This is a genomic window from Janthinobacterium sp. 1_2014MBL_MicDiv (genome assembly GCF_001865675.1).
In the GTDB taxonomy this organism is placed as follows: Bacteria; Pseudomonadota; Gammaproteobacteria; order Burkholderiales; family Burkholderiaceae_D; genus Janthinobacterium.
Map to the genome: position 1 here is coordinate 4,798,841 of NZ_CP011319.1, position 19,253 is coordinate 4,818,093.

At 63.9% G+C, this 19,253-nt stretch carries 16 protein-coding genes; 7 read left to right on the top strand and 9 right to left on the bottom strand.

Annotated features, from left to right (window positions below):
* Nucleotides 1-179: 179 nt before the first annotated feature.
* Together alaS and YQ44_RS20735 are read right to left on the bottom strand one after the other, a co-directional pair.
* Complete coding sequence (gene alaS, locus YQ44_RS20730; RefSeq protein ID WP_071324999.1) at nt 180-2,792, bottom strand: alanine--tRNA ligase; 2,613 nt, start codon at nt 2,790-2,792, stop codon at nt 180-182.
* Nucleotides 2,793-2,911: 119 nt separating this feature from the next.
* Nucleotides 2,912-3,373 (bottom strand): Fur family transcriptional regulator, encoded by a 462-nt coding sequence (locus YQ44_RS20735; RefSeq protein WP_071325000.1) that lies wholly within the window; start codon nt 3,371-3,373, stop codon nt 2,912-2,914.
* 160 nt (nt 3,374-3,533) lie between these two features.
* Here YQ44_RS20735 and YQ44_RS20740 point away from each other — a divergent pair, with 160 nt between their 5' ends.
* Nucleotides 3,534-5,603 carry a TonB-dependent receptor domain-containing protein gene (locus YQ44_RS20740; RefSeq protein ID WP_071325001.1) on the top strand — a complete coding sequence of 690 codons (2,070 nt, stop codon included), beginning with the start codon at nt 3,534-3,536 and terminating at the stop codon, nt 5,601-5,603.
* Between the two features lie 122 nt (nt 5,604-5,725).
* Here YQ44_RS20740 and ugpQ read toward each other — a convergent pair whose 3' ends face one another.
* Entirely contained in the window at nt 5,726-6,469 is a 744-nt protein-coding gene (gene ugpQ, locus YQ44_RS20745) for a glycerophosphodiester phosphodiesterase (RefSeq protein WP_071325002.1), read from the bottom strand.
* 212 nt (nt 6,470-6,681) lie between these two features.
* Between ugpQ and YQ44_RS20750 the strand changes: the two genes are divergently transcribed.
* Both YQ44_RS20750 and YQ44_RS20755 read left to right on the top strand, forming a co-directional pair.
* Complete coding sequence (locus tag YQ44_RS20750) at nt 6,682-7,815, top strand: sensor histidine kinase (protein ID WP_156894929.1); 1,134 nt, start codon at nt 6,682-6,684, stop codon at nt 7,813-7,815.
* Nucleotides 7,812-8,717 carry a LytR/AlgR family response regulator transcription factor gene (locus YQ44_RS20755; RefSeq protein WP_071325004.1) on the top strand — a complete coding sequence of 302 codons (906 nt, stop codon included), beginning with the start codon at nt 7,812-7,814 and terminating at the stop codon, nt 8,715-8,717. Before YQ44_RS20750 ends, YQ44_RS20755 begins: the two co-directional genes overlap by 4 nt.
* Before the next feature lie 168 nt (nt 8,718-8,885).
* On the opposite strand, the gene YQ44_RS20760 is transcribed toward YQ44_RS20755, so the two are convergent.
* A complete protein-coding gene (locus tag YQ44_RS20760) occupies nt 8,886-9,212 on the bottom strand; it encodes a hypothetical protein (RefSeq protein ID WP_071325005.1) in 327 nt (108 codons plus the stop codon).
* Nucleotides 9,213-9,382: 170 nt separating this feature from the next.
* On the opposite strand from YQ44_RS20760, the gene YQ44_RS20765 reads away from it, so the two are divergent.
* On the top strand, nt 9,383-10,036 hold the full coding sequence (locus YQ44_RS20765; protein WP_071325006.1) for a hypothetical protein: 654 nt from the start codon (nt 9,383-9,385) through the stop codon (nt 10,034-10,036).
* Nucleotides 10,037-10,041: 5 nt separating this feature from the next.
* Here the strand turns inward: YQ44_RS20765 and YQ44_RS20770 are convergent, their stop codons facing one another.
* The gene (locus tag YQ44_RS20770) at nt 10,042-11,322 is read right to left on the bottom strand and encodes an MFS transporter (protein WP_071325007.1); all 1,281 of its coding nucleotides are present in this window, start codon (nt 11,320-11,322) and stop codon (nt 10,042-10,044) included.
* A gap of 116 nt (nt 11,323-11,438) precedes the next feature.
* Between YQ44_RS20770 and YQ44_RS20775 the strand changes: the two genes are divergently transcribed.
* Nucleotides 11,439-12,341, top strand: a complete 903-nt coding sequence (locus YQ44_RS20775) for a LysR family transcriptional regulator (RefSeq protein WP_071325008.1) — start codon at nt 11,439-11,441, stop codon at nt 12,339-12,341.
* Nucleotides 12,342-12,508: 167 nt separating this feature from the next.
* On the opposite strand, the gene YQ44_RS20780 is transcribed toward YQ44_RS20775, so the two are convergent.
* The 4 genes from YQ44_RS20780 to YQ44_RS20795 form a co-directional block, all read right to left on the bottom strand.
* A complete protein-coding gene (locus YQ44_RS20780) occupies nt 12,509-13,381 on the bottom strand; it encodes a hypothetical protein (protein ID WP_071325009.1) in 873 nt (290 codons plus the stop codon).
* A gap of 19 nt (nt 13,382-13,400) precedes the next feature.
* On the bottom strand, nt 13,401-14,201 hold the full coding sequence (locus YQ44_RS20785; protein WP_034781755.1) for a hypothetical protein: 801 nt from the start codon (nt 14,199-14,201) through the stop codon (nt 13,401-13,403).
* Nucleotides 14,191-14,703, bottom strand: a complete 513-nt coding sequence (locus YQ44_RS20790; protein ID WP_071326651.1) for a hypothetical protein — start codon at nt 14,701-14,703, stop codon at nt 14,191-14,193. The genes YQ44_RS20785 and YQ44_RS20790 overlap by 11 nt, the downstream gene beginning before the upstream one ends.
* 95 nt (nt 14,704-14,798) lie before the next feature.
* Nucleotides 14,799-15,092: a DnaJ domain-containing protein gene (locus YQ44_RS20795; protein WP_071325010.1), complete on the bottom strand. Its 294-nt coding sequence runs from the start codon at nt 15,090-15,092 to the stop codon at nt 14,799-14,801.
* Nucleotides 15,093-15,275: 183 nt separating this feature from the next.
* Here YQ44_RS20795 and YQ44_RS20800 point away from each other — a divergent pair, with 183 nt between their 5' ends.
* Both YQ44_RS20800 and YQ44_RS20805 read left to right on the top strand, forming a co-directional pair.
* On the top strand, nt 15,276-17,048 hold the full coding sequence (locus YQ44_RS20800) for a glutamine--tRNA ligase/YqeY domain fusion protein (protein ID WP_071325011.1): 1,773 nt from the start codon (nt 15,276-15,278) through the stop codon (nt 17,046-17,048).
* 209 nt (nt 17,049-17,257) lie between these two features.
* On the top strand, nt 17,258-19,102 hold the full coding sequence (locus YQ44_RS20805) for a CHASE domain-containing protein (RefSeq protein WP_232250953.1): 1,845 nt from the start codon (nt 17,258-17,260) through the stop codon (nt 19,100-19,102).
* Nucleotides 19,103-19,253 lie beyond the last annotated feature (151 nt).

Sequence of the window (19,253 nt, forward strand, 5' to 3'; positions counted from 1 at the left end):
ACTGATTTTCGACATACTACTCTAAATCAGGGGCATTGACGCGCTGCACCAAAATAGTTCATCGGCTGTTGTGGGGTCACAACGGGATTCAAAAATAAATAACGGCCCGCACACACCGTCTGCGGGCCGTTTTCAAGAGGCTGTGGGGCGAAAACCCCGCATGCCTGCTAGCTTACGCTTTATTTTGCGCGTTCGCCGACCCAGGCCGGCACGCCGGCCAGGGCGTTCGTCAGGCCGCTCGGATCCGTGCCGCCGGCCTGCGCCATATCGGGGCGTCCGCCGCCTTTTCCGCCCACTTGCTGTGCAACAAAGTTCACCAGCTCGCCCGCCTTGACCCTGGAAGTCGCGTCCGCCGTCACGCCGGCGATCAGGCTGACCTTGCCGTCCGCGACGCTGGCCAGCACGATGGCGGCCGTCTTCAGCTTGTCCTTCAGCTTGTCCATGGTCTCGCGCAAACGGGCCACGTCGGCGCCGTCCAGCACGGCCGCGAGCACCTTGATGCCGTTGACGTCGACGGCTTGCGTGACCAGCTCATCGCCCTGGCCCGACGCCAGCTTCGATTTCAGCGCGGCCAGTTCCTTCTCCAGCGCCTTCACGTGGTCCTGCACCTGGACGATGCGGGCCGTCAGCTCTTCCGGCTGCGCCTTCAGCGCATTGGCCGCTTCGGCCAGGCGGCGGTTGATGGTTTGCACCAGCGCCAGCGCGCCCTCGCCCGTCACCGCTTCGACGCGGCGGATGCCGGCGGCCACGCCGCTTTCGCCGATGATCTTGAACAGGCCGATGTCGCCCGTGCGCTGCACGTGGACGCCGCCGCACAGCTCTTTCGAGCTGCCGATGTCGAGCACGCGCACTTCGTCGCCGTATTTCTCGCCGAACAGGGCCATCGCGCCATGCTTGACAGCATCGTCAAACGACATCAAGTGCGCCTGCGTGGCGCGGTTTTCCAGGATCTCCTTGTTGACGATGGTTTCCACGGCGGCGATCTGTTCCGCCGTCATCGGCGCATTGTGGCTGAAGTCGAAACGGGTCTTGTCCGGATCGACGAGCGAACCCTTTTGCGCCACGTGGCTGCCCAGCACTTCGCGCAAGGCCTTGTGCATCAAGTGCGTGGCCGAGTGGTTGCGGATGGTGCGCGCGCGCTTGGCCGTGTCGACTTCGGCCGAGACGGCGTCGCCCACCTTCAGCACGCCCGACTCGAGCACGCCGTGATGGCCAAACACGTCGGCCTGGATTTTCAAGGTATCGCTGACGGCAAAGCGGCCGGCGCCCGAGGCGATCACGCCCTGGTCGCCCACCTGGCCGCCCGATTCCGCGTAGAACGGCGTGGTGTCGAGCACGACGATGCCCGCTTCACCGGCCTTCAGTTCAGCTACCTGCGTGCCGGCCGCGTACAGCGCCACGACCTTGCTGCTGAACGTCAATTGATCGTAGCCGACGAAGGTATTTTTCTCGCCCGTGTACTCAACCTTGCTGTCCTTGTGCGTCTTGCCGCCCTTGCGCGACAGCTCCTGGCTTTCCTTCAGGGCCGCGTCGTAGCCGGCCTGGTCGAACGTGATGCCGCGTTCGCGGCAGATGTCGGCCGTCAAGTCTGGCGGGAAGCCGTAGGTTTCGTACAGCGTGAAGGCGGTGGCGCCGTCGATGCCCGTGGCATCCTTGGCCAGCTGCGCTTCCAGCACTTTCATGCCCGTTTCCAGGGTTTCGCCGAAACGCTCTTCCTCGGCCTTCAGCATGTTGGCGACGTTGTCCTTCGCTTCTTCCAGCTCGGGATAGGCGCCGCCCATCTCGATGGCCAGGTCGGCCACCAGCTTGTAGAAGAACGGTTTCGTCTGGCCCAGCTTGTGGCCATGGCGCAAGGCGCGACGGATGATGCGGCGCAGGACATAGGCGCGGCCTTCGCTGCCCGGAATGATGCCGTCGACGATCATGAAGGCGGCGGCGCGGATGTGGTCGGCGATCACGCGCAGCGACTTGTTTTCCAGGTCGGTGGCGCCCGTTTCGCGCGCGGCAGCCTTGATCAGGTGCTGGAACAGATCGATCTCGTAGTTCGAATGCACGTGCTGCAGCACGGCGGCCAGGCGCTCCATGCCCATGCCCGTGTCGACGCACGGCTTTGGCAGCTTGTGCATGACGCCCGCTTCGTCGCGGTTGAACTGCATGAACACCAGGTTCCAGATTTCAATGAAACGGTCGCCGTCTTCGTCAGGCGAGCCCGGCGGGCCGCCAGGAATGTCGGCGCCGTGGTCGTAAAAGATTTCCGTGCACGGACCGCACGGCCCCGTGTCCGCCATCTGCCAGAAATTGTCCGACGCGTAGCGCGAACCCTTGTTGTCGCCGATGCGGATGATGCGCTCGGTGGGCACGCCGATTTCTTTCGCCCAGATGTCGTACGCTTCGTCATCTTCGATGTACACGGTGACCGTCAGCTTTTCAGCCGGCAAGCCATACACCTTGGTCAGCAGTTCCCACGCGTACTGAATCGCGTCGCGCTTGAAATAGTCGCCGAAGCTGAAGTTGCCCAGCATTTCAAAGAAAGTGTGATGGCGCGCCGTGTAGCCGACGTTTTCCAGGTCGTTGTGCTTGCCGCCGGCGCGCACGCAGCGCTGCACGGACGTGGCGCGCGTGTACGGGCGGCTGTCCGTGCCCGTAAACACATCCTTGAATTGCACCATGCCGCTGTTCGTCAACAGCAAGGTCGGATCGTTGCCTGGCACCAGGGAGCTGGAACGGACGATGGAATGGCCCTTGGACTCGAAAAATTTGAGGAACTTGTCGCGGATTTCAGATGATTTCATGTTTTTTTGGCAAAGAGTGGCGGCAGCTTTAAAGGGGAGATTATACGTGATATGGGGTGCGGCAATGACGGCTGGCAAGGGCATTGTTGCGCCCGTGCCAACATCGACAGCCTGCCCGCTCAGGCCGGGTCGTGCTGGCTGGCGCAGGCGTGCGCGGTGCCGGCAGCCGCGGCCCCCGCCGCGGCGGAGCCCGCGACGCTGGCGGCCGCATTGCAGTCGGCGCAGCGGCCGTACAGGGTCAGTTCGTGGCGCTCGACGACAAAGCCTTGCGGCGCCATGCGCTTCAAGTCGCCCGGGCAATCATGCACGTCGAACACGCGCTGGCATGTGGTGCACTGGAAATGGTGGTGATGGTGATTGGCGGCCGTGTTCGATTCGTAGCGCGGGTTTTCGCCCGGCAAGGTCACCACATGCACTTTTTCTTCCAGCACCAGCGATTTCAAATTACGGTAAACGGTGGCGATGCCCAGCTGCGTCACCTGCAGGCTGGCCTGTTCGAGGATTTCCTGCGCCGACAGCGGGCGCTGGGCCGACTCGATGGCGGCTTGAATGGCGGTTTTTTGGCGTGTTGTGCGTTCCATAGCCGACAGAATACACCATCCGCCTTTTTCCACCGCCCGGAAAAACTGTCACACAATAATGATAATGGGTTATCATTATCATCTTCAGGCAGTCACCCCATCCGGCAATGACCTGCCCAAACCCTGCCAACACCGATAGCCGATAAAGGAATTCTCGCCCATGTCCGCACCACTGCACGCTTCCCACGCCCGACCGACCCCGCTCGCCATCGCCCTCATGCTGGCCTTTGCCGCGCCCGCCAGCGCATGGGCGCAGCAGGCAGCCACCTTGCCCGCCGTCACCGTCTCGGCCAGCGCCCTGGCGCTGGGCAGCGACGACATGAGCACGCCCGTCACCGTGCTCGAAGGCGAGGAACTGGTGCGCGCCCGCGAAGCGACCCTGGGCGAAACCCTGGCCGGCCAGCCCGGCATCACGTCCAGCCATTTCGGTGCCGGCGCCAGCCGCCCCATCATCCGCGGCATGGATGGCCCGCGCGTCAAGGTGCTGTCCGACGGCGCCGAAGTGCAGGATGCCTCGACCATCAGTCCCGACCATGCTGTCGCGGCCGAGCCGATGCTGTCGGAACAGATCGAAGTGCTGCGCGGCCCGTCCGCACTCGCGTATGGCGGCGGCGCCGTGGGCGGCGTCGTCAACGTGATCGACAAGAAAATCCCCACGCGCGTGCCGGCCAAGGGTGTCGAAGGCAGCGCGGAAGTGCGCGCCAACTCGGCCGCGCGCGAAAAGGCGGGCGCCTTTGAAGTGACTGGCGGCTCCGGCAACATCGCCTTCCACGCGGAAGGCGTCAAGCGCGACGCCAAGGAATACAAGGTCGGCAGCGGCTGGCAAGGCGGCTCGAAAGTGGCCGGCAGCTACAACGAGACGGACACGGGCAGCGTGGGCGTGTCGTGGGTGGGAGCGCGCGGCTTCCTGGGCCTGGCCTTCACCAGCCAGCACGCGGAATACGGCTTGCCTGGCCACAACCATGAATTCGAGAGCTGCCACCCGCACGGCACGCACCTGCACTGCGGCGGCCATGAAGGCCACGACCACGGCGATGAAGAAGAGCACGACCATGACCACGAACACGGCAGCGTGCCGTACGTGAAGCTGAAGAGCGAGCGCTGGGATGTGCGCGGCGAATTGCGCGACCCCGTGCCCGGCTTCGCCAAGCTGCGCCTGCGCGCCGCGTTCACCGATTACAAGCACGACGAAATCGAAGGCACGGAAATCGCCACCACCTTTAAAAACAAGGGCCACGACGCGCGCCTGGAAATGGAACACCATCCCCTCTTCGGCTGGCGCGGCGTGGTCGGCCTGCAAACGTCGAAGCGCGACTTCTCGGCCCTGGGCGAGGAAGCGTACGTGGCGCCGACGGTGACCAAGAAACACGCGGCCTTCCTGGTCGAGGAATACAAGCTCGACCAATGGCGCTTCGAGGCGGGCCTGCGCCACGAATGGCAAGACATCACGGTCGACAGCCCCACCCTGCAAGACCGCAGCGCCAAGGGCACGTCCGTGTCGCTGGGCGCCGTGTGGAAATTCGCGCCCCAGTATTCGCTCGGTTCGACCATTTCGCGCACGCACCGCCTGCCCAGCGCCGAAGAGCTGTATGCACATGGCGTGCACATGGCCACGGCCACGTATGAGCTGGGCAATGAAAACCTGGGCAAGGAAACGTCGAACAATATCGACTTGACCTTGCGCAAATATGCGGGCGCCACGACGTTCTCGGCCAGCGCCTACCGCAACAAGGTGGACAACTACATCTTCGGCTCCACGCTGGACAGCCACGAAGGCTTCCAGCTGATCCAGTACGCCCAGCGCGACGCCACGTTTACGGGCGTCGAAGGACAGATCCGCCAGCAGCTCAACCCCATGTTCGGCGCCAGCGTGTTCGGCGATTATGTGCGGGCCAAGCTGGCCAACGACGGCGGCAACCTGCCGCGCATCCCGGCCCAGCGTTTTGGCGTGAAATTCGACGCCAGCTGGCAGGCGTGGAGCGGCGTGGCCGAGTTCTACCGCGTGGGCAAGCAGGATAAAGTGGCGGCGTTCGAAACGGAAACACCGGGCTACAACATGCTGAACCTCTCGGCCAACTACGACACGCGCATCGGCACCACGCCGGCCCAGTTCTACATCAAGGCCAACAACCTGACGAACGAACTGGCGTACAGCCACACCTCGTTCATCAAGAACGCAGCGCCTTTGACGGGGCGCAATATCACGGTCGGCATGCGCGTGACGTTCTAAGGACGGCTGTCGGTCGGGTTAGGCTGTAGGTCGGGTTAGCGCAAGGCGCGTAACCGGACATCGCCACCGGCTGTGCCAACGCTGTCGTCGGATTACGCGGGGCCTTGCCCCGCTAATCCGCCCTACTCCATGGATGGAATCAGATCGATCCGGTCCGTGCAAAAACCGTCCACGCCCCAGGCCAGCAATTCGCTGGCCCGTTCGGGCGTGTTGACGGTATAGCAGAACAATCCCAACCCTGCTTCCTTGATTGCCAGCGCCAGCGCATGCGTCAACTGCTGGTGGTCGCAATGGAGCGCCACCACGTCCAGTTCCCTTGCCTGCCGTGCCCAATCGGGCGGTAGCTGTTCGACCAGCCAGCCGCGCGCCAGTTCCGGCGCCGCCTGGCGCGCCGCCTGCAAGGCTGCGGTGCTGAACGACGACAGCAACGGTAATATTTCCCCGGCGGCGATTTCTTGCGCAAAGTAATCGCGCGCGGCACGCGCCACCGCTTCGCCCGTCTGCGCGTCATGGCCGGGCGCCGGCTTGATCTCGATATTCATCCAGATGCGCTGCGCCTTGCAATACGCCACCACGGCCTCAAACGTGGGCACGCCCTCGCCCGCGAATGCGGGGCCGAACCAGGCGCCCGCCTCCATCGCCCCCAGCTGCGCCGCCGTGTAATCGCTGACAGCGCCGCTGCCGGCCACCGTGCGCCCCAGCTCGGGGTCGTGCACGACGACGGGCACGCCGTCGGCTGCCAGCATGACGTCAAATTCCACGGCGCGGTAGCCGTAGGCGAGGCCGCAGCGCAGGGCGGCCAAGGTATTTTCAGGCGCCAGGGTGCCGCCGCCGCGGTGCGCCAGGATGCGTGGATAGGGCCACATGGGATTTCCTTTTTCGCGAAACTGCTGGTTCAAGACTGTCTTGCCGTACTATTGCGCGCAGGGAGCAAAAAGTAAAGCGGGGCCGCTTGGCGCCGCCATGGCGCCTCTGGCGCCGTGCCGGTACCGTTTCGTCGCAGCCCTGTTGCGCCGCCGGCAGCGCTGGCAGACAATGCCCCATCGCTCAACGCTCCTTGCCACCACCAGACACGCGCATGAAATCCGACGCCCGCATTGCTGACGCTCCAGCCGCCTCTAAGGCCCGCTCACCCTATTACCGCATGCTGCCCGATGCGCGCTATGCGCTGGCGCTGAACGCGATCTGCGCACTCGTCATCACCTACATCCTCAATCCCGGCAGCCATCTGGGACAGAACATGGTCGCCTCGATGTGCATCGGCACGATCGCCTTCCTGCTGATCGACGGCATCCGCCTGACCCTGTGGGGCGATGGCCAGCGGCCGACGTTCCTGCCTTTCCTGCTGATCATCGCGTTCTCCGTGCCCGTGGCACAAGTGCTGGGCCTGCTCCTGTTCGGCTGGCTGACGGGCGTGGAGGTGGGCGGCATGGAAAACCTGATTCCCACCAGAATGATGGGCACGCTGGTCTTCACCCTGCTGGTCACGGGCGGCGCCGTGCTGTTTTTCTCCAGCCGCGAAAAGATTGCACGCCTGCAAATGGCGGCAGCCGAGGAAAAGGCCCGCGCCGAATCCGTGGCGCGCCAGGCCATGCAGGCCCAGCTGCAACTGCTGCAGGCGCAGATCGAACCGCACATGCTGTTCAACACCCTGGCCAACCTGCAAGGCTTGATCGGCTTCGACCCCGACCGCGCCCAGTTCCTGCTCGACCAGCTGATCCAGTATCTGCGCGCCACCCTGACTTCCTCGCGCGCCGAATCCACTACGCTGGGCCAGGAATTTACGCTGATGCAAGCCTACCTGGGCCTGATGACCGTCCGCATGGGCGCGCGCCTGCGCTTTACGCTGGACTTGCCGGACGCCTTGCGCGACATCAAGGTGCCGCCCATGCTGCTGCAGCCGCTGGTGGAAAATGCCATCCAGCACGGACTGGAACCGAAGATCGAAGGCGGCCACATCCACGTACAGGCGGCCATGGCCGGCGGCCTGCTGACCCTGACCGTCGCCGACGACGGCCTGGGACTCGATCATCCGGGCCAGACCAAGGGCACGCAGCTGGGCGTATCGAACATCCGCGCACGCCTGCACGTCATGTACGGCACCGCCGCCAGCCTGTCGCTGGACGCCAGCACGCCGACCGGCGTCGTCGCGCGCCTGGCCCTGCCCCTTTCCTCCACCACCACTACCACCACTACGAGCGCCCTTCCATGACTGACCACACGACCGCCGCGCGCGCCCTGATCGCCGAAGATGAACCGATACTCGCCGCCACCCTCGCGCATGCCTTGCAACGGCTATGGCCCGAACTCGACATCGTGGCCACCTGCCCGAATGGCGTCGACGCCGTGCGGCAAGGCCTGGCGCTGCAACCCGACATACTCTTTCTCGACATCAAGATGCCGGGCAAGACAGGCCTGGAAGCGGCCGAGGAGCTGGCCGAGCAATGGCCGGACGGCACGCCGTTCCCGCACATCGTCTTTGTCACCGCCTATGACGAGTACGCGCTGGCCGCCTTCGAGCATGCGGCCGCCGATTACGTGTTAAAGCCCGTCAACGACACGCGCCTGGGCAAGACGGTGGAACGCCTGCAGCAGCGCTGGCAGGACAGCCAGGCCGCGGTAAGGGCAGCAACAGGTTCAACAGATTCAATCGCGCCAGCCTCGTCGGCGCCCACGGTCACCAGCGAGGCCAGTGCCCATGCCAATGCCAACGTCAACAGCGACGCCGCCAGCGACGCCAGGCTGGCCCATCTGTTGGCCCAGCTGCAGGCGATGGTGCCGCCCGCCCCGCGCCTGCAAATGATACGGGCGGCCGTCGGCAACAGCGTGCGCATGATCGCGCTGGCCGATGTCGTGTATTTCGAAGCGCTCGACAAATACATCAATGTCGTGTGCCGCGACAGCGAAGCGCTGATACGCACGAGCCTGAAGGAACTGCTGCCCCAGCTTGATCCACAACAATTCTGGCAAATCCACCGAGGCACCATCGTCAATGCCAGCGCCATCGCCAGCGCCGTGCGCGACGAAGCAGGCAAGCTGTCGCTGACCCTGCGCCAGCACCCGGCGCAACTGCGCGTCAGCCCCTTGTATGCCCATCTGTTCCGCCAGATGTAAAACCGTTACGACGCCTGACAAAACCGTGCTGACAAAACCGTGCCGAGCGGGTGTGAAGCTCGGCGCCCCGTTGGCCAGAGAAACACGGCCGTGCGAATGCACGGGGACGCCGGGCCGGTGAGCATCGCAGGCCGCGCCCCACGACGCACAGCAGGTCTTGACAGGCGTTCAATGCAGCTGGTGCTTCAAGTCCGATAATTCGTTGTGGACCTTCAGCACGGCGCGCTGCATTTCCGGCGTCAGGCCGGCCGCCGTGCCGCACGCCCGCTTGGCGCGGTCGCCCAGCGATTCCATCTGGTCGACGGCCTGGCGGATGCGCGCATCGTCATGCGTCTCGATGGCTTGCCGCACGGCGCTCTTTTGCTGGTCCATCTGATTGAGGCAATCCTTCAAGTCCATCGGCATGCCCTGCTGCTTGCCGCACAGCTGCGCCGCCTCGCCGATCGCTTGCTCGATGGAACCAAAGCGCCGCGCCACTTCCTTTGCCTGCAACATGGTGATCTCCTCTTCGCGTGATGTCTTCCTGATTGGATCATCCGGCTGGCGCAGGGTTCCCTGGCGGCCGCCCTGGCGTTGAAATTGCCAAGAGGAACTTTTTTGTAAGCGCTTGTGACATTTTAGATAATTATCAAATACCTCAGATACATTGGCGTACCTGAACCACCATGTCCTCCATGACCTCGCTGCCATCCCTGCCCCGCCGCGCTCCCGGCCTGCTGCTGATCGTCCTGCTGCACGTGGGCCTGGCCTATATCTTCCTGCAGTCGCGGCCCCGCGTTGCCACTGACGGGGATCTGCCGCGGGGTCCGGCCATCGCCTGGCTGCGCCACACGCCCGCTGCGCACCCGAAGCCGGTACCGTCGCCCAGCGCAAAACCAGTGGCCGCGAGCCTGCCGCGCCGGCCGGTGCCGGCCCCCATCAGCCGCGCCCTGCCCGCCCCAACCGTCGAGCAGGCCCCGCCGCCAGCGCCTGCATCGCCGGAAGCGGTCACGCTCGTCACGCCACCGAGCGCGGCCGATATCCTCGCGCAAGCCAAACGCGACGTGGGCAAGATCGACAGGGAGCTGCGCAAGGAATTCCCGCAGCGGGGCGGGGAGAAATTCGAGGACACGGGCTTCAAGCGCATGCAGCAAGGCTTTGCCGAGGCCTATGCGGCCGTGCCGCCGAAATGGTATGAAGCGTCGAAAATCGAGGAAATCGGCGCCAATGCGGCCAAGGGCAGCCGCACCTACAAGATCACCAGCGCGCTGGGCACCTTGTGCGTGACCACGCGCGCGGGCAAGAATGGGGAAACGATGATCGGCATGTGCCCGAAATAGCCGCCTCAGCCCACCGCTTCGCGCGCGCCCAGCGGCTGCAGGTGGCGCAGGCGCAGGGCGATCAGCACGCCGCCGCCCAGGCAGACACCCAGCATGGCGACCACGCCCGTCCAGCCGTCGAAGCCCCACATCATGCCCGAGGCGGAACCGATCAGGCTCGAGCCCAGGTAATAGAACAGCAGGTAGAAGGCCGAGGCCAGCGCCTGCGGCGCGCGGGCGCGGCGGCTGACCCAGCTGCTGGCGATCGAGTGCGAGGCAAAGAAGCCGAACGTGGCCAGCGCCATGCCGCCGACGATCAGCGGCAGCGAGTCGAACAGGGTCAGCAAAATACCGGAAAGCATCACCGACAGCATGATCCACAGCACGCCCCGGCGCCCCAGGCGGTCCACCAGGCGGCCCGCCCAGACGGAGCTGAAGATGCCGATCAGATACAAGAAGGCCAGCAAGCCGACCGTGCTCTGGCGCAGGCTGAACGGCGCGGCCAGCAGGCGGTAGCCGATGTAGTTGTACAGGCTGACGAAACAGCCCATCAGCACGAAGGCCAGGCAGAACAGCCACGGCAAGCCACGGTCGGAAAAATGCTGCCCGATGGCGTGCGGCAAGGCATTCCAGCCCTTGGTGCTGGGCACGAAGTTTTTCGACGCGGGCAGGCTGCGCCAGAACTCGGCTGCCGCCAGCACGCCGGCCACGCCCAGCACGCCCAGGGCCCAGCGCCACGAGAGGAAATCGCTGAGCATGGATGCCACCAGCCGTCCCGACATGCCGCCAAACGCGCTGCCGGCGATGTACAGGCCCATCGACAGGCCCAGCGACGGCCCCTCGATTTCCTCGCCCAGATAGGCCATGGCCACGGCCGGCATGCCGCCCAGTGCCACGCCCAGCGCGGCGCGGATGGCCAGCAGCTGCGCGTAATCCTGCGCGAACGCGGACAGCACCGTCAGGATGGCGGCAGCAAACATCGACGCCACCATCAGCGGCTTGCGCCCGACCCGGTCCGACACGGCGCTGAGCAGCACCAGCGAAATGGCCAGCAAGCCGCTCGACACGGACAGCGACCAGCTGCTTTGCGCCGGCGTCAGATGAAACTGCTGCGACAGCAGCGGGAACAGGGGCTGGATGCAATACAGCAGGCTGAAGGTCGAAAAGCCGCCGAAGAACAGCGCGCGGTTGCTGCGCTTGAATTCGATGGACCCCTTGGCGATGGCCGTGCGGGGCGCCGGAGCGGGAGCGGAAACCGGGATGGCGGATGGGGCGGCGGGAGCAAAGGCAAGCGATGAATCAGACATGGCCGTGTTTCGGAAGAGGAAGCGAGTCCCCATGTTAGGATTGCCAACTCATATCGTCCAATATATATTTAAGGCCCAACTCATACTTTAAAACGATTACTGGATCGACCTATCCCATGGAATTACGCCACCTGCGTTACTTCGTCGCCGTCGCCGAAGAGCTGCACTTCACGCGCGCGGCCGAGCGCCTGCACATCGGCCAGCCGCCGCTGAGCCAGCAAATCCAGGCGCTGGAAGCGGAACTCGGTGCGCAGTTGTTCGAACGCAACAAACGCTCCGTGCGGCTGACGCAGGCCGGCCGCCTCTTCCTCGACGATGCGCGGCGCATCCTGGCCCTGTCGGAACAGGCGGCCGTCACGGCGCGCCGGGCCCAGCGCGGCGAAGCGGGAGAGCTGCGCATCGGCTTTACCTTTTCCACGCCATTTACGCCGTACTTCGCCACCGTCATCAACCGCTACCGCCAGCAATTCCCGCACGTCACATTGACCTTGCACGAGATGGCGACCCTGCATCAGCTGGTAGCGATCAGTGGCCGTACCATGGACCTGGGCTTCGTGCGCCCGCCGGAAACGGCCTACCCCGACGATATCAAGCTGACGGAACTGCGCCAGGACCCGCTGTTCCTCGTGCTGCCCGTCGCCCACGCGCTGGCGGCCAAGCGCAGCATCGCCATCGCCGACATGGCGGGCGAAGCGTTTGTCATGTATCCCAAGGATGCGGGCACGGGGATTTATCCGCAGATCTTCCGCCTGTGCAAGGCGGCCGGCTTCGTGCCCCACGTGGCGCAGGAAGCGGGCGAAGCGTCGACCATCATCGGCCTGGTGGCGGCCGGCTGCGGCATTTCCGTGCTGCCCGCCTCGTTCGACCGCATCCGCATGGATGGCGTGTGCTACCGCCCCATCGCCGACCCGCAGGCGACCACCAGCCTGTTACTGGCACAACGGGAAGAAGAGACGTCGCCGCTGGTGGCGGCGTTCGTCAAGCTGGCCGAGGAAGCGGCCATGGAAGGACAGCAGTAGGTCGGATTAGCCCGCAGGGCGTAATCCGACAATCGCATGCATCAATGCAACGCCAGCAATGTCGGCTTACGCTGCGGCTGTGCCGCAGCTAAGCCGACCTACAGGACGCGCGTCGGCGTAGGTCGGATTAGCGGTGGCGAAGCTGCCCCGTGATCCGACATCAACGATCACGAATAATCCGCGTCCAGCTCCGAACCCGCATAGTTTTCCAGGTCCTCGAACAGGCTTTTCATGCTGGCCCGCGTGAGGATCTTCTGCACGACGGTGCAGCTGCGGCGGTAGGAAGCGATGCGGTCGAGCAGCACCGGGTGATGCTGGACGGGCACCTTGGCCACCAGGGCGGCCCAGCCTTCCTCGAAGTCGGGCTTGTTCTTGCGCACGGAGCGCACGAAACGCTCGAACTCCTTCTGTCCCGTGCGCGCGATGATGCGCCCGCCGCCCTCGATGGCGAAAATGATGGCCAGGGCAATGACGCCCTCGGCATTCAAGTCGCTGTCGCTGACGGGACCGTTGTCATGGTGGCGGCGCAGCCAGCTGGCCAGGCGCACGACGGCTTGCACTTCCTTGCGCTGTTGCAACTGCAGCGCATACTTTTCATAGCCGGCCCAGTTCTGGTTCGGGTCGGCCTGGCAAATATCGATGAACAGCTCGCGCAGCCGGCGCTGCAGATAGACGGGGTCCTGGTCGTATTCGCCGACGAGGGCGTCTTCGGGCAGCTGCGACAATTCCTTGATCAGGCGAAAGCCCACCTGGAACGCGTGCTCGGCGCCGTGCTCGACGAGGAAGTCGAGCGCGGCCTGGTCGCCTTCATGCGTGACGGCCTGCTCCAGGCCCAGCGACACGCCGCCCACCGTCAGGTACAGCGCCTTCTGGATACCGTCGGCCGTGCGTTCATTGGTGAACTTCTCGGCCACCATGGCCGTGATGCCCGTCAATTCGTCGGCCAGGTTCAGCGCCGCGTCCTCGCGCGGGTCGTTCGGCAGCAGCTTGATGGCGCGCACCAGGCGCGGAAGATTCTCTACAACAATTGCTGGCAGCATCAGTCGTTCCCTGCTTTCATCACGAGAAAATGCCGGTGCCCAGGCTGCGGCGCGTACTGCTGCGCGGCGCGCTGCGCGTGCTCGGCACTTGCTTGCGCAGGCGGTACAGCAATTCCTTGGTACTGCGCTGCAACATGGTCGGTTCTTCGTCCGGGTCGTCCGAATATTCGGCGTCGGCCAGGTCGGCGCTGTGGCGGAAGTCGGGGAACAGCTCGAACAGCGAACGGTCCCAGCCGTCTTCATTCGCCTGCGCCAGTTCGATGGCCAGCGGCACGACATCGTTGTCGGACGAGGTCACGCCCGTCACGTACGGCCCCTTGATGACGATTTCGCCCGCCACTTCGAGGATTTCCTTCGGCGCCATCGAGAACAGGATGGCGAAGGCCGTCGCGCCCCAGTCGGTGGCCGACGCTTCCAGCAGCAGCTCGCGGCGGCGTTCGGCATCGTCGGTGGAAAACACCACGCCGTGGATGTGCGCGAACAGCGCCTCGGCGATGCGTTCCGGATCATCCTCGATCTGGTCGTCGCTCCAGGTGGCGGCGATGAAGGCCAGGCTGTCGGCCCAGGCCTTCGGCGGCACCAGCAAGGTTGCCAGCGACATCTTGCCGCCGTCGAAACCGGCCAGGTGCAGGGCCGTCACCTGCGGCGGGATGGCGTTCAGCACTTCCACCACGGCCAGGTCGCCATACTGGTCGGCCGCGTCGGCAAACGCCTGCTCGGCGTGACCCAGCGAACCGGACAATACCAATTCCGTGACCTGTTTCGTCAGCGCGGGAAGATTGCTCTTTTGATCCGCATTTTGCTTGTCATTATCTGCCATGGTCATCTCCATCCTGGTCAAACATCTGGGCGAAATCGTCGGTCGCTTCGTCTTCGTCGTGCTCGTCGTCGCCGTCGTCATTGGCGGCCAGCTGGTCGAGCGACTGGTCGTCGTCGTCCCACAGGCGCGGATTCTTGTGCAGGAAGGCGGTGATGATGGCCTGGCGCGCCAGGTCCGGGAAGCTCTCTTCGATGGCGGCGTACATCTTCGCCGCCTCGGGCGCGGCGCAGCTCGCCATGGAGAACACGCGGGCCGGGTCGCCGAACTCGTAGTCTTCGCTTTCGGCCAGCAAGCCTTTCGGGTCGCTGAACGTGATGTGGTCGACCAGCGCGAAGGCCAGCATGTTCACGTCTTCGATGCCGCCGCCGCTTGCGTACTCGCCGACCAGCGCGTCGACCATGCTTTTATAGTTCTTGCGGTTCGGCGGGTCGCCGAGGATGCCTTCGATCTGGCCTTCCAGCTCGCGCGACTGGTACGCGAATTCAGGGTGTACTCTTCTCATGCTGTGCTTTCCAATGTAATACGCGGCGCTGTCATAGATAAGCGCCATTGTTATTTTTCAAATTATTCAGGCTGGCCAGGCGGCCGCCAACGCCTTCAATCAGCCGGAAGCGCGGTGCCATGCAGGCGGAACACGCCGCACCACAAGGCGTACGCTTCCGCTTCCGGGTCGATGATGATGCGGTGGTTCACGCTCTGGTCGTATTCGGCCCGCTTGGCCGGGTCGGCCAGGATCTCGTAAGCCTTGGTGACGCTCTTGAAGCGCGCCTCGGCGCCGGGGGCCTGGTTGCGGTCGGGGTGAAAGCGCATGGCCAGCGAGCGGTAAACCTTCTTGATTTCATCGTCGCTGGCATTGGGCGCGACACCGAGGACGTTATATAAATTTTCCATATGAGGCTCCGGGGTCACGTTTTCTTTGCTAATTAAAGGCGAATTATCCTATAGAACGGCGCCGGCGTCGCTTGCATGGCTGAATATGCGGGCAAATACCGGTGAATTGGCAGCGAATTGGTCGTATCCAAGCGCTTGCGGTACGGTAAAATGCTCTTTACTGTCACTCTTCCGCATTGATCAATGAGCAACGATAAACATAGTACCGCTGCCGCCGCTCCGGCGCTGGCGCCCAATTTCTTGCGTAACATCATCGAAGCCGACCTGGCTGCCGGCACCCACGTGCGTCCCGGCCTGCCCCAGGTGATCACGCGTTTCCCGCCGGAGCCGAACGGCTACCTGCACGTGGGCCACGCCAAGTCGATCTGCGTCAACTTCGGCCTGGCGCGCGACTACGCCGGCCAGTGCAACCTGCGCTTCGACGACACCAATCCGGCCAAGGAAGAGCAGGAATACGTCGACACCATCATGGACAGCGTGAAATGGCTGGGCTTTGACTGGGAACCGAAGAATGGCGACGGCCAGAGCCACCTGCACTACGCGAGCGACTATTTCGACCAGCTGTACGCGATGGCCGAATACCTGATCACGGCCGGCTTCGCCTATGTCGACAGCCAGAGCGCCGAAGACATGGCCGCCAACCGCGGCAATTTCGGCCAGGCCGGCAAGAATTCGCCGTTCCGCGACCGTCCGCGCGACGAATCGCTGGCCCTGTTCCGCGCCATGAAGGCGGGCCAGTTCAAGGATGGCGAGCACATCCTGCGCGCGAAGATGAGCGAAGATGCCATGAGTTCGCCGAACATGAACTTGCGCGATCCGGCCATCTACCGCATCCGCCACGCGCACCACCACCGCACGGGCGACGCCTGGTGCATCTATCCGATGTACGACTACACGCACCCGATCTCGGACGCGCTGGAAAACATCACGCATTCGATCTGCACGCTGGAATTCCAGGACCACCGCCCCTTCTACGACTGGCTGCTGGCAACCCTGGCCGCCGGCGGCTTCTTCCAGCAACCGGTGCCGCACCAGTTCGAATTCTCGCGCCTGAACCTGACCTACATCGTCACCAGCAAGCGCAAGCTGCGCCAGCTGGTGGAAGAAAAAATCGTTGACGGCTGGGACGACCCGCGCATGCCGACCCTGGTGGGCATGCGCCGCCGCGGCTACACGCCGGAAGCGATCCAGCTGATGTGCGAACGCACGGGCGTGACGAAATCGGACGGCTGGATCGACTACAGCGTGCTCGAAGGCTGTTTGCGCGAAGACCTGGACCCGAAGGCGCCGCGCACGGTGGCCGTGCTGCGTCCGCTGAAACTGATCATCGACAATTTCCCTGAAAACGAGAGCGTGGAATGCACGGCACCCGTGCACCCGCACTTCCCCGAGCGCGGCCTGCGCACCTTCCCCATCTCGCGCGAGCTGTGGATCGAGGAAGACGATTTCATGGAAGTGCCGAACAAGGGCTATTTCCGCCTGTATCCGCCGATCGACGACAAGCCGGGCAGCAAGGTGCGTTTGCGCTATGGCTATGTGATCGAGTGCACGGGCTTTGACAAGGATGCCGACGGCAAGGTCATCGCCGTGCATTGCACCTACTTCCCGGACAGCAAGTCGGGCACGGAAGGCAGCGCCAACTACAAGGTCAAGGGCAATATGCACTGGGTCAGCGCGCCGACGGCGATTGCCGCCGAAGTGCGCCTGTACGACCGCCTGTTTACCGACCCGCAGCCGGACGCGGGCGGCAAGGACTTCAAGCTGGCCTTGAATCCGCTGGCCAAGGAAGTGGTGCAAGCGTGGCTGGAACCGGGCGCGGAACTGGCCCAGCCGGAACAGCGCTTCCAGTTCGAGCGCCACGGCTACTTCGCGGCCGACCGGATCGACAGCCAGCCGGGCAAGCCCGTCTTCAACCGCATCGTCACCCTGAAGGACAGCTGGCAGCCTGCCAAGTAAAGCGCCAGACGACCCACGAAAAAACCGCTGCGGCGGTTTTTTTTCGTTTCAAGCCGATGCTTTACAAGAGAAACATTGCCAGTTGACTACATTAACAATAGTTTTGTATATTGTGCACCTATTGAGCAATTTACAATTGTGCTTGTGCAAGCCAGCAAGGCCACCGCCCCTCAGGCGGCACCCGATTCCACCTCCTGATGCGGATTGCGATGTCCTCTACTGCCGGCGAGCAACAGTTATCCCCTGAAAAAAAACCGCTGTGGCTGCTCGGTTTCATGCTGTCGCTGATGGTAGGCATGCTGTTCTACATGGCCGCCTCGCTGTCGATCGAGAACGATGCCAGCGAACTGTTCAACAATCTGGCGCGCAACGCTAGGCAAAACATCGAATCGCGCGTCAAATCGTATGCCGACCTGCTGCGCGGCGCGGCCAGCCTGTTCCGCGCCAACGAACATGTGAGCCGCGAGCAATTCCACCGCTACGTGGCGAATATGGACTTGAAGCAAAATTTTCCCGGCGTGATGAATCTCAATTACGCCCAGGAAGTGAGCGCGGCGCAATATCCCGCGTTCGAGGCGGCCATGCGGCGCGATTATCCGGCCGGGCGCGATGGCTACCCCGCCTTCGCCATCCACCCGCCCGGGCCGCGCGAACACTATTCCGTGCTCGTGTACATCGAGCCGATCGCCAGCGCCACGGATAAATATGGCTACGACATCTCTGCGCGCCCCCTGATCGCCGAGGCGCTGGCGCAATCGCGCGACTCCAGTCACATCAGCAATTCCGGCATGCCCGTGCCGATGCAGAGCCGGCCGCAGCTGACGGGCATGGCCATGCGCCTGCCCGTGTACCGCATCGGCATGCCGACCGACACCGTGGAACAGCGGCGCGCGGCCCACCAGGGCTCGGTCGGCATCGGCTACGATCTGGTGACGATGGTGCGCAACACGCTGACCGACATGCCGGTACGCAATGTCCGCCTGACCCTGTTCGATATCGGCCCGCAAGCGCGCACCCCGCTGGACTTGCCGCACGACATGCGCCCCATTTTTGACAGCGCGGCGGGCCTGCACGCGCCCTGGTGGCAGCCTGGCAGCTCGGGCAAGTTTCTGAGCAGCACGATGCTGATCGAGCACAATGGCCGCGTCTGGCAAGCGCTGTTCAGCGTGCGCAAGAACGACTTGTATACACGCTTCGACGCCTTCCTGCCGTGGCTGGCCCTGCTGATCGGCTTTACCAGCGCCATGCTGCTGTACACCTTGTTCCACACGCTGGCCTCGTCGCGCCGGCGCGCCATCCAGATGGCGAACGGCATGACGGAAGAATTGCGGGCCAGCCAGATCCGCTTGCAGCTGTCGCACCAGAAACTGCGCCGCCTGGCGGCCCATGCCGACCAGATCAAGGAAGAGGAGCGCAAGCGCATCGCGCGCGAAATTCACGATGACCTGGGCCAGAACCTGCTGGTGCTGCGCATCGACGCCGACATGCTGGCCTCGCGCACGCAGCGGCGCCACCCGCGCCTGAACGCCCGCGCCCGCTCCACCCTGGATCAGATCGACGTCACCATCAAGAGCGTGCGCCAGATCATCAACGACTTGCGCCCTACCGTACTCGACCTGGGCGTGAATGCGGCCGTCGAATGGCAGGTGGCGCAGTTCCGCCTGCGCACGGGCATCGCCTGCGAAGTAAGCGAGAGCCATGACGACATTTGCTTGAGCGACCAGTGCGCGACGGCACTGTTCCGCATCCTGCAAGAATCGCTGAGCAACATTTCCCAGCACGCCAATGCCAGCCGCGTGCAAGTCAAGCTGGAGAAGTGCCGCGACACGGTATCGATGAGCATCAGCGACAACGGCGTGGGGGCGGCCATCGACGGACGCAACAAGCTGGGCTCGTTTGGCCTGGTCGGCATCGAGGAACGCATCAAGCTGCTGGGCGGCACCTTCTATATCGAGAGCAGTCCCGGCGCCGGCATGAGCGTGCATGTCAGCGTGCCGCTGAGCGCCGATGCCACCCGCTTCCCCTACCAGGAAGAAAGCCGGGCCAACGCCTGAGGGATGCGGCGCACTTCAAGCAAGCTCAGCTTGCATATTTTGTAATTAGATGCAATATTGACGTAGAACAACTCACAGCGCCTGCCCGCCATGGGCCAGGCATTCCTCTGCCACTAGCCAGGAGTTCACACCGCCAGCCTCTCCGTTTCTT

Bases quoted from the DNA above. Each gene is read 5' to 3' on its own strand.
- alaS (WP_071324999.1), bottom strand. From the start codon at position 2,792: ATGAAATCATCTGAAATCCGCGACAAGTTCCTCAAATTTTTCGAGTCC.
- YQ44_RS20735 (WP_071325000.1), bottom strand. From the start codon at position 3,373: ATGGAACGCACAACACGCCAAAAAACCGCCATTCAAGCCGCCATCGAG.
- YQ44_RS20740 (WP_071325001.1), top strand. From the start codon at position 3,534: ATGTCCGCACCACTGCACGCTTCCCACGCCCGACCGACCCCGCTCGCC.
- ugpQ (WP_071325002.1), bottom strand. From the start codon at position 6,469: ATGTGGCCCTATCCACGCATCCTGGCGCACCGCGGCGGCGGCACCCTG.
- YQ44_RS20750 (WP_156894929.1), top strand. From the start codon at position 6,682: ATGAAATCCGACGCCCGCATTGCTGACGCTCCAGCCGCCTCTAAGGCC.
- YQ44_RS20755 (WP_071325004.1), top strand. From the start codon at position 7,812: ATGACTGACCACACGACCGCCGCGCGCGCCCTGATCGCCGAAGATGAA.
- YQ44_RS20760 (WP_071325005.1), bottom strand. From the start codon at position 9,212: ATGTTGCAGGCAAAGGAAGTGGCGCGGCGCTTTGGTTCCATCGAGCAA.
- YQ44_RS20765 (WP_071325006.1), top strand. From the start codon at position 9,383: ATGTCCTCCATGACCTCGCTGCCATCCCTGCCCCGCCGCGCTCCCGGC.
- YQ44_RS20770 (WP_071325007.1), bottom strand. From the start codon at position 11,322: ATGTCTGATTCATCGCTTGCCTTTGCTCCCGCCGCCCCATCCGCCATC.
- YQ44_RS20775 (WP_071325008.1), top strand. From the start codon at position 11,439: ATGGAATTACGCCACCTGCGTTACTTCGTCGCCGTCGCCGAAGAGCTG.
- YQ44_RS20780 (WP_071325009.1), bottom strand. From the start codon at position 13,381: ATGCTGCCAGCAATTGTTGTAGAGAATCTTCCGCGCCTGGTGCGCGCC.
- YQ44_RS20785 (WP_034781755.1), bottom strand. From the start codon at position 14,201: ATGGCAGATAATGACAAGCAAAATGCGGATCAAAAGAGCAATCTTCCC.
- YQ44_RS20790 (WP_071326651.1), bottom strand. From the start codon at position 14,703: ATGAGAAGAGTACACCCTGAATTCGCGTACCAGTCGCGCGAGCTGGAA.
- YQ44_RS20795 (WP_071325010.1), bottom strand. From the start codon at position 15,092: ATGGAAAATTTATATAACGTCCTCGGTGTCGCGCCCAATGCCAGCGAC.
- YQ44_RS20800 (WP_071325011.1), top strand. From the start codon at position 15,276: ATGAGCAACGATAAACATAGTACCGCTGCCGCCGCTCCGGCGCTGGCG.
- YQ44_RS20805 (WP_232250953.1), top strand. From the start codon at position 17,258: ATGTCCTCTACTGCCGGCGAGCAACAGTTATCCCCTGAAAAAAAACCG.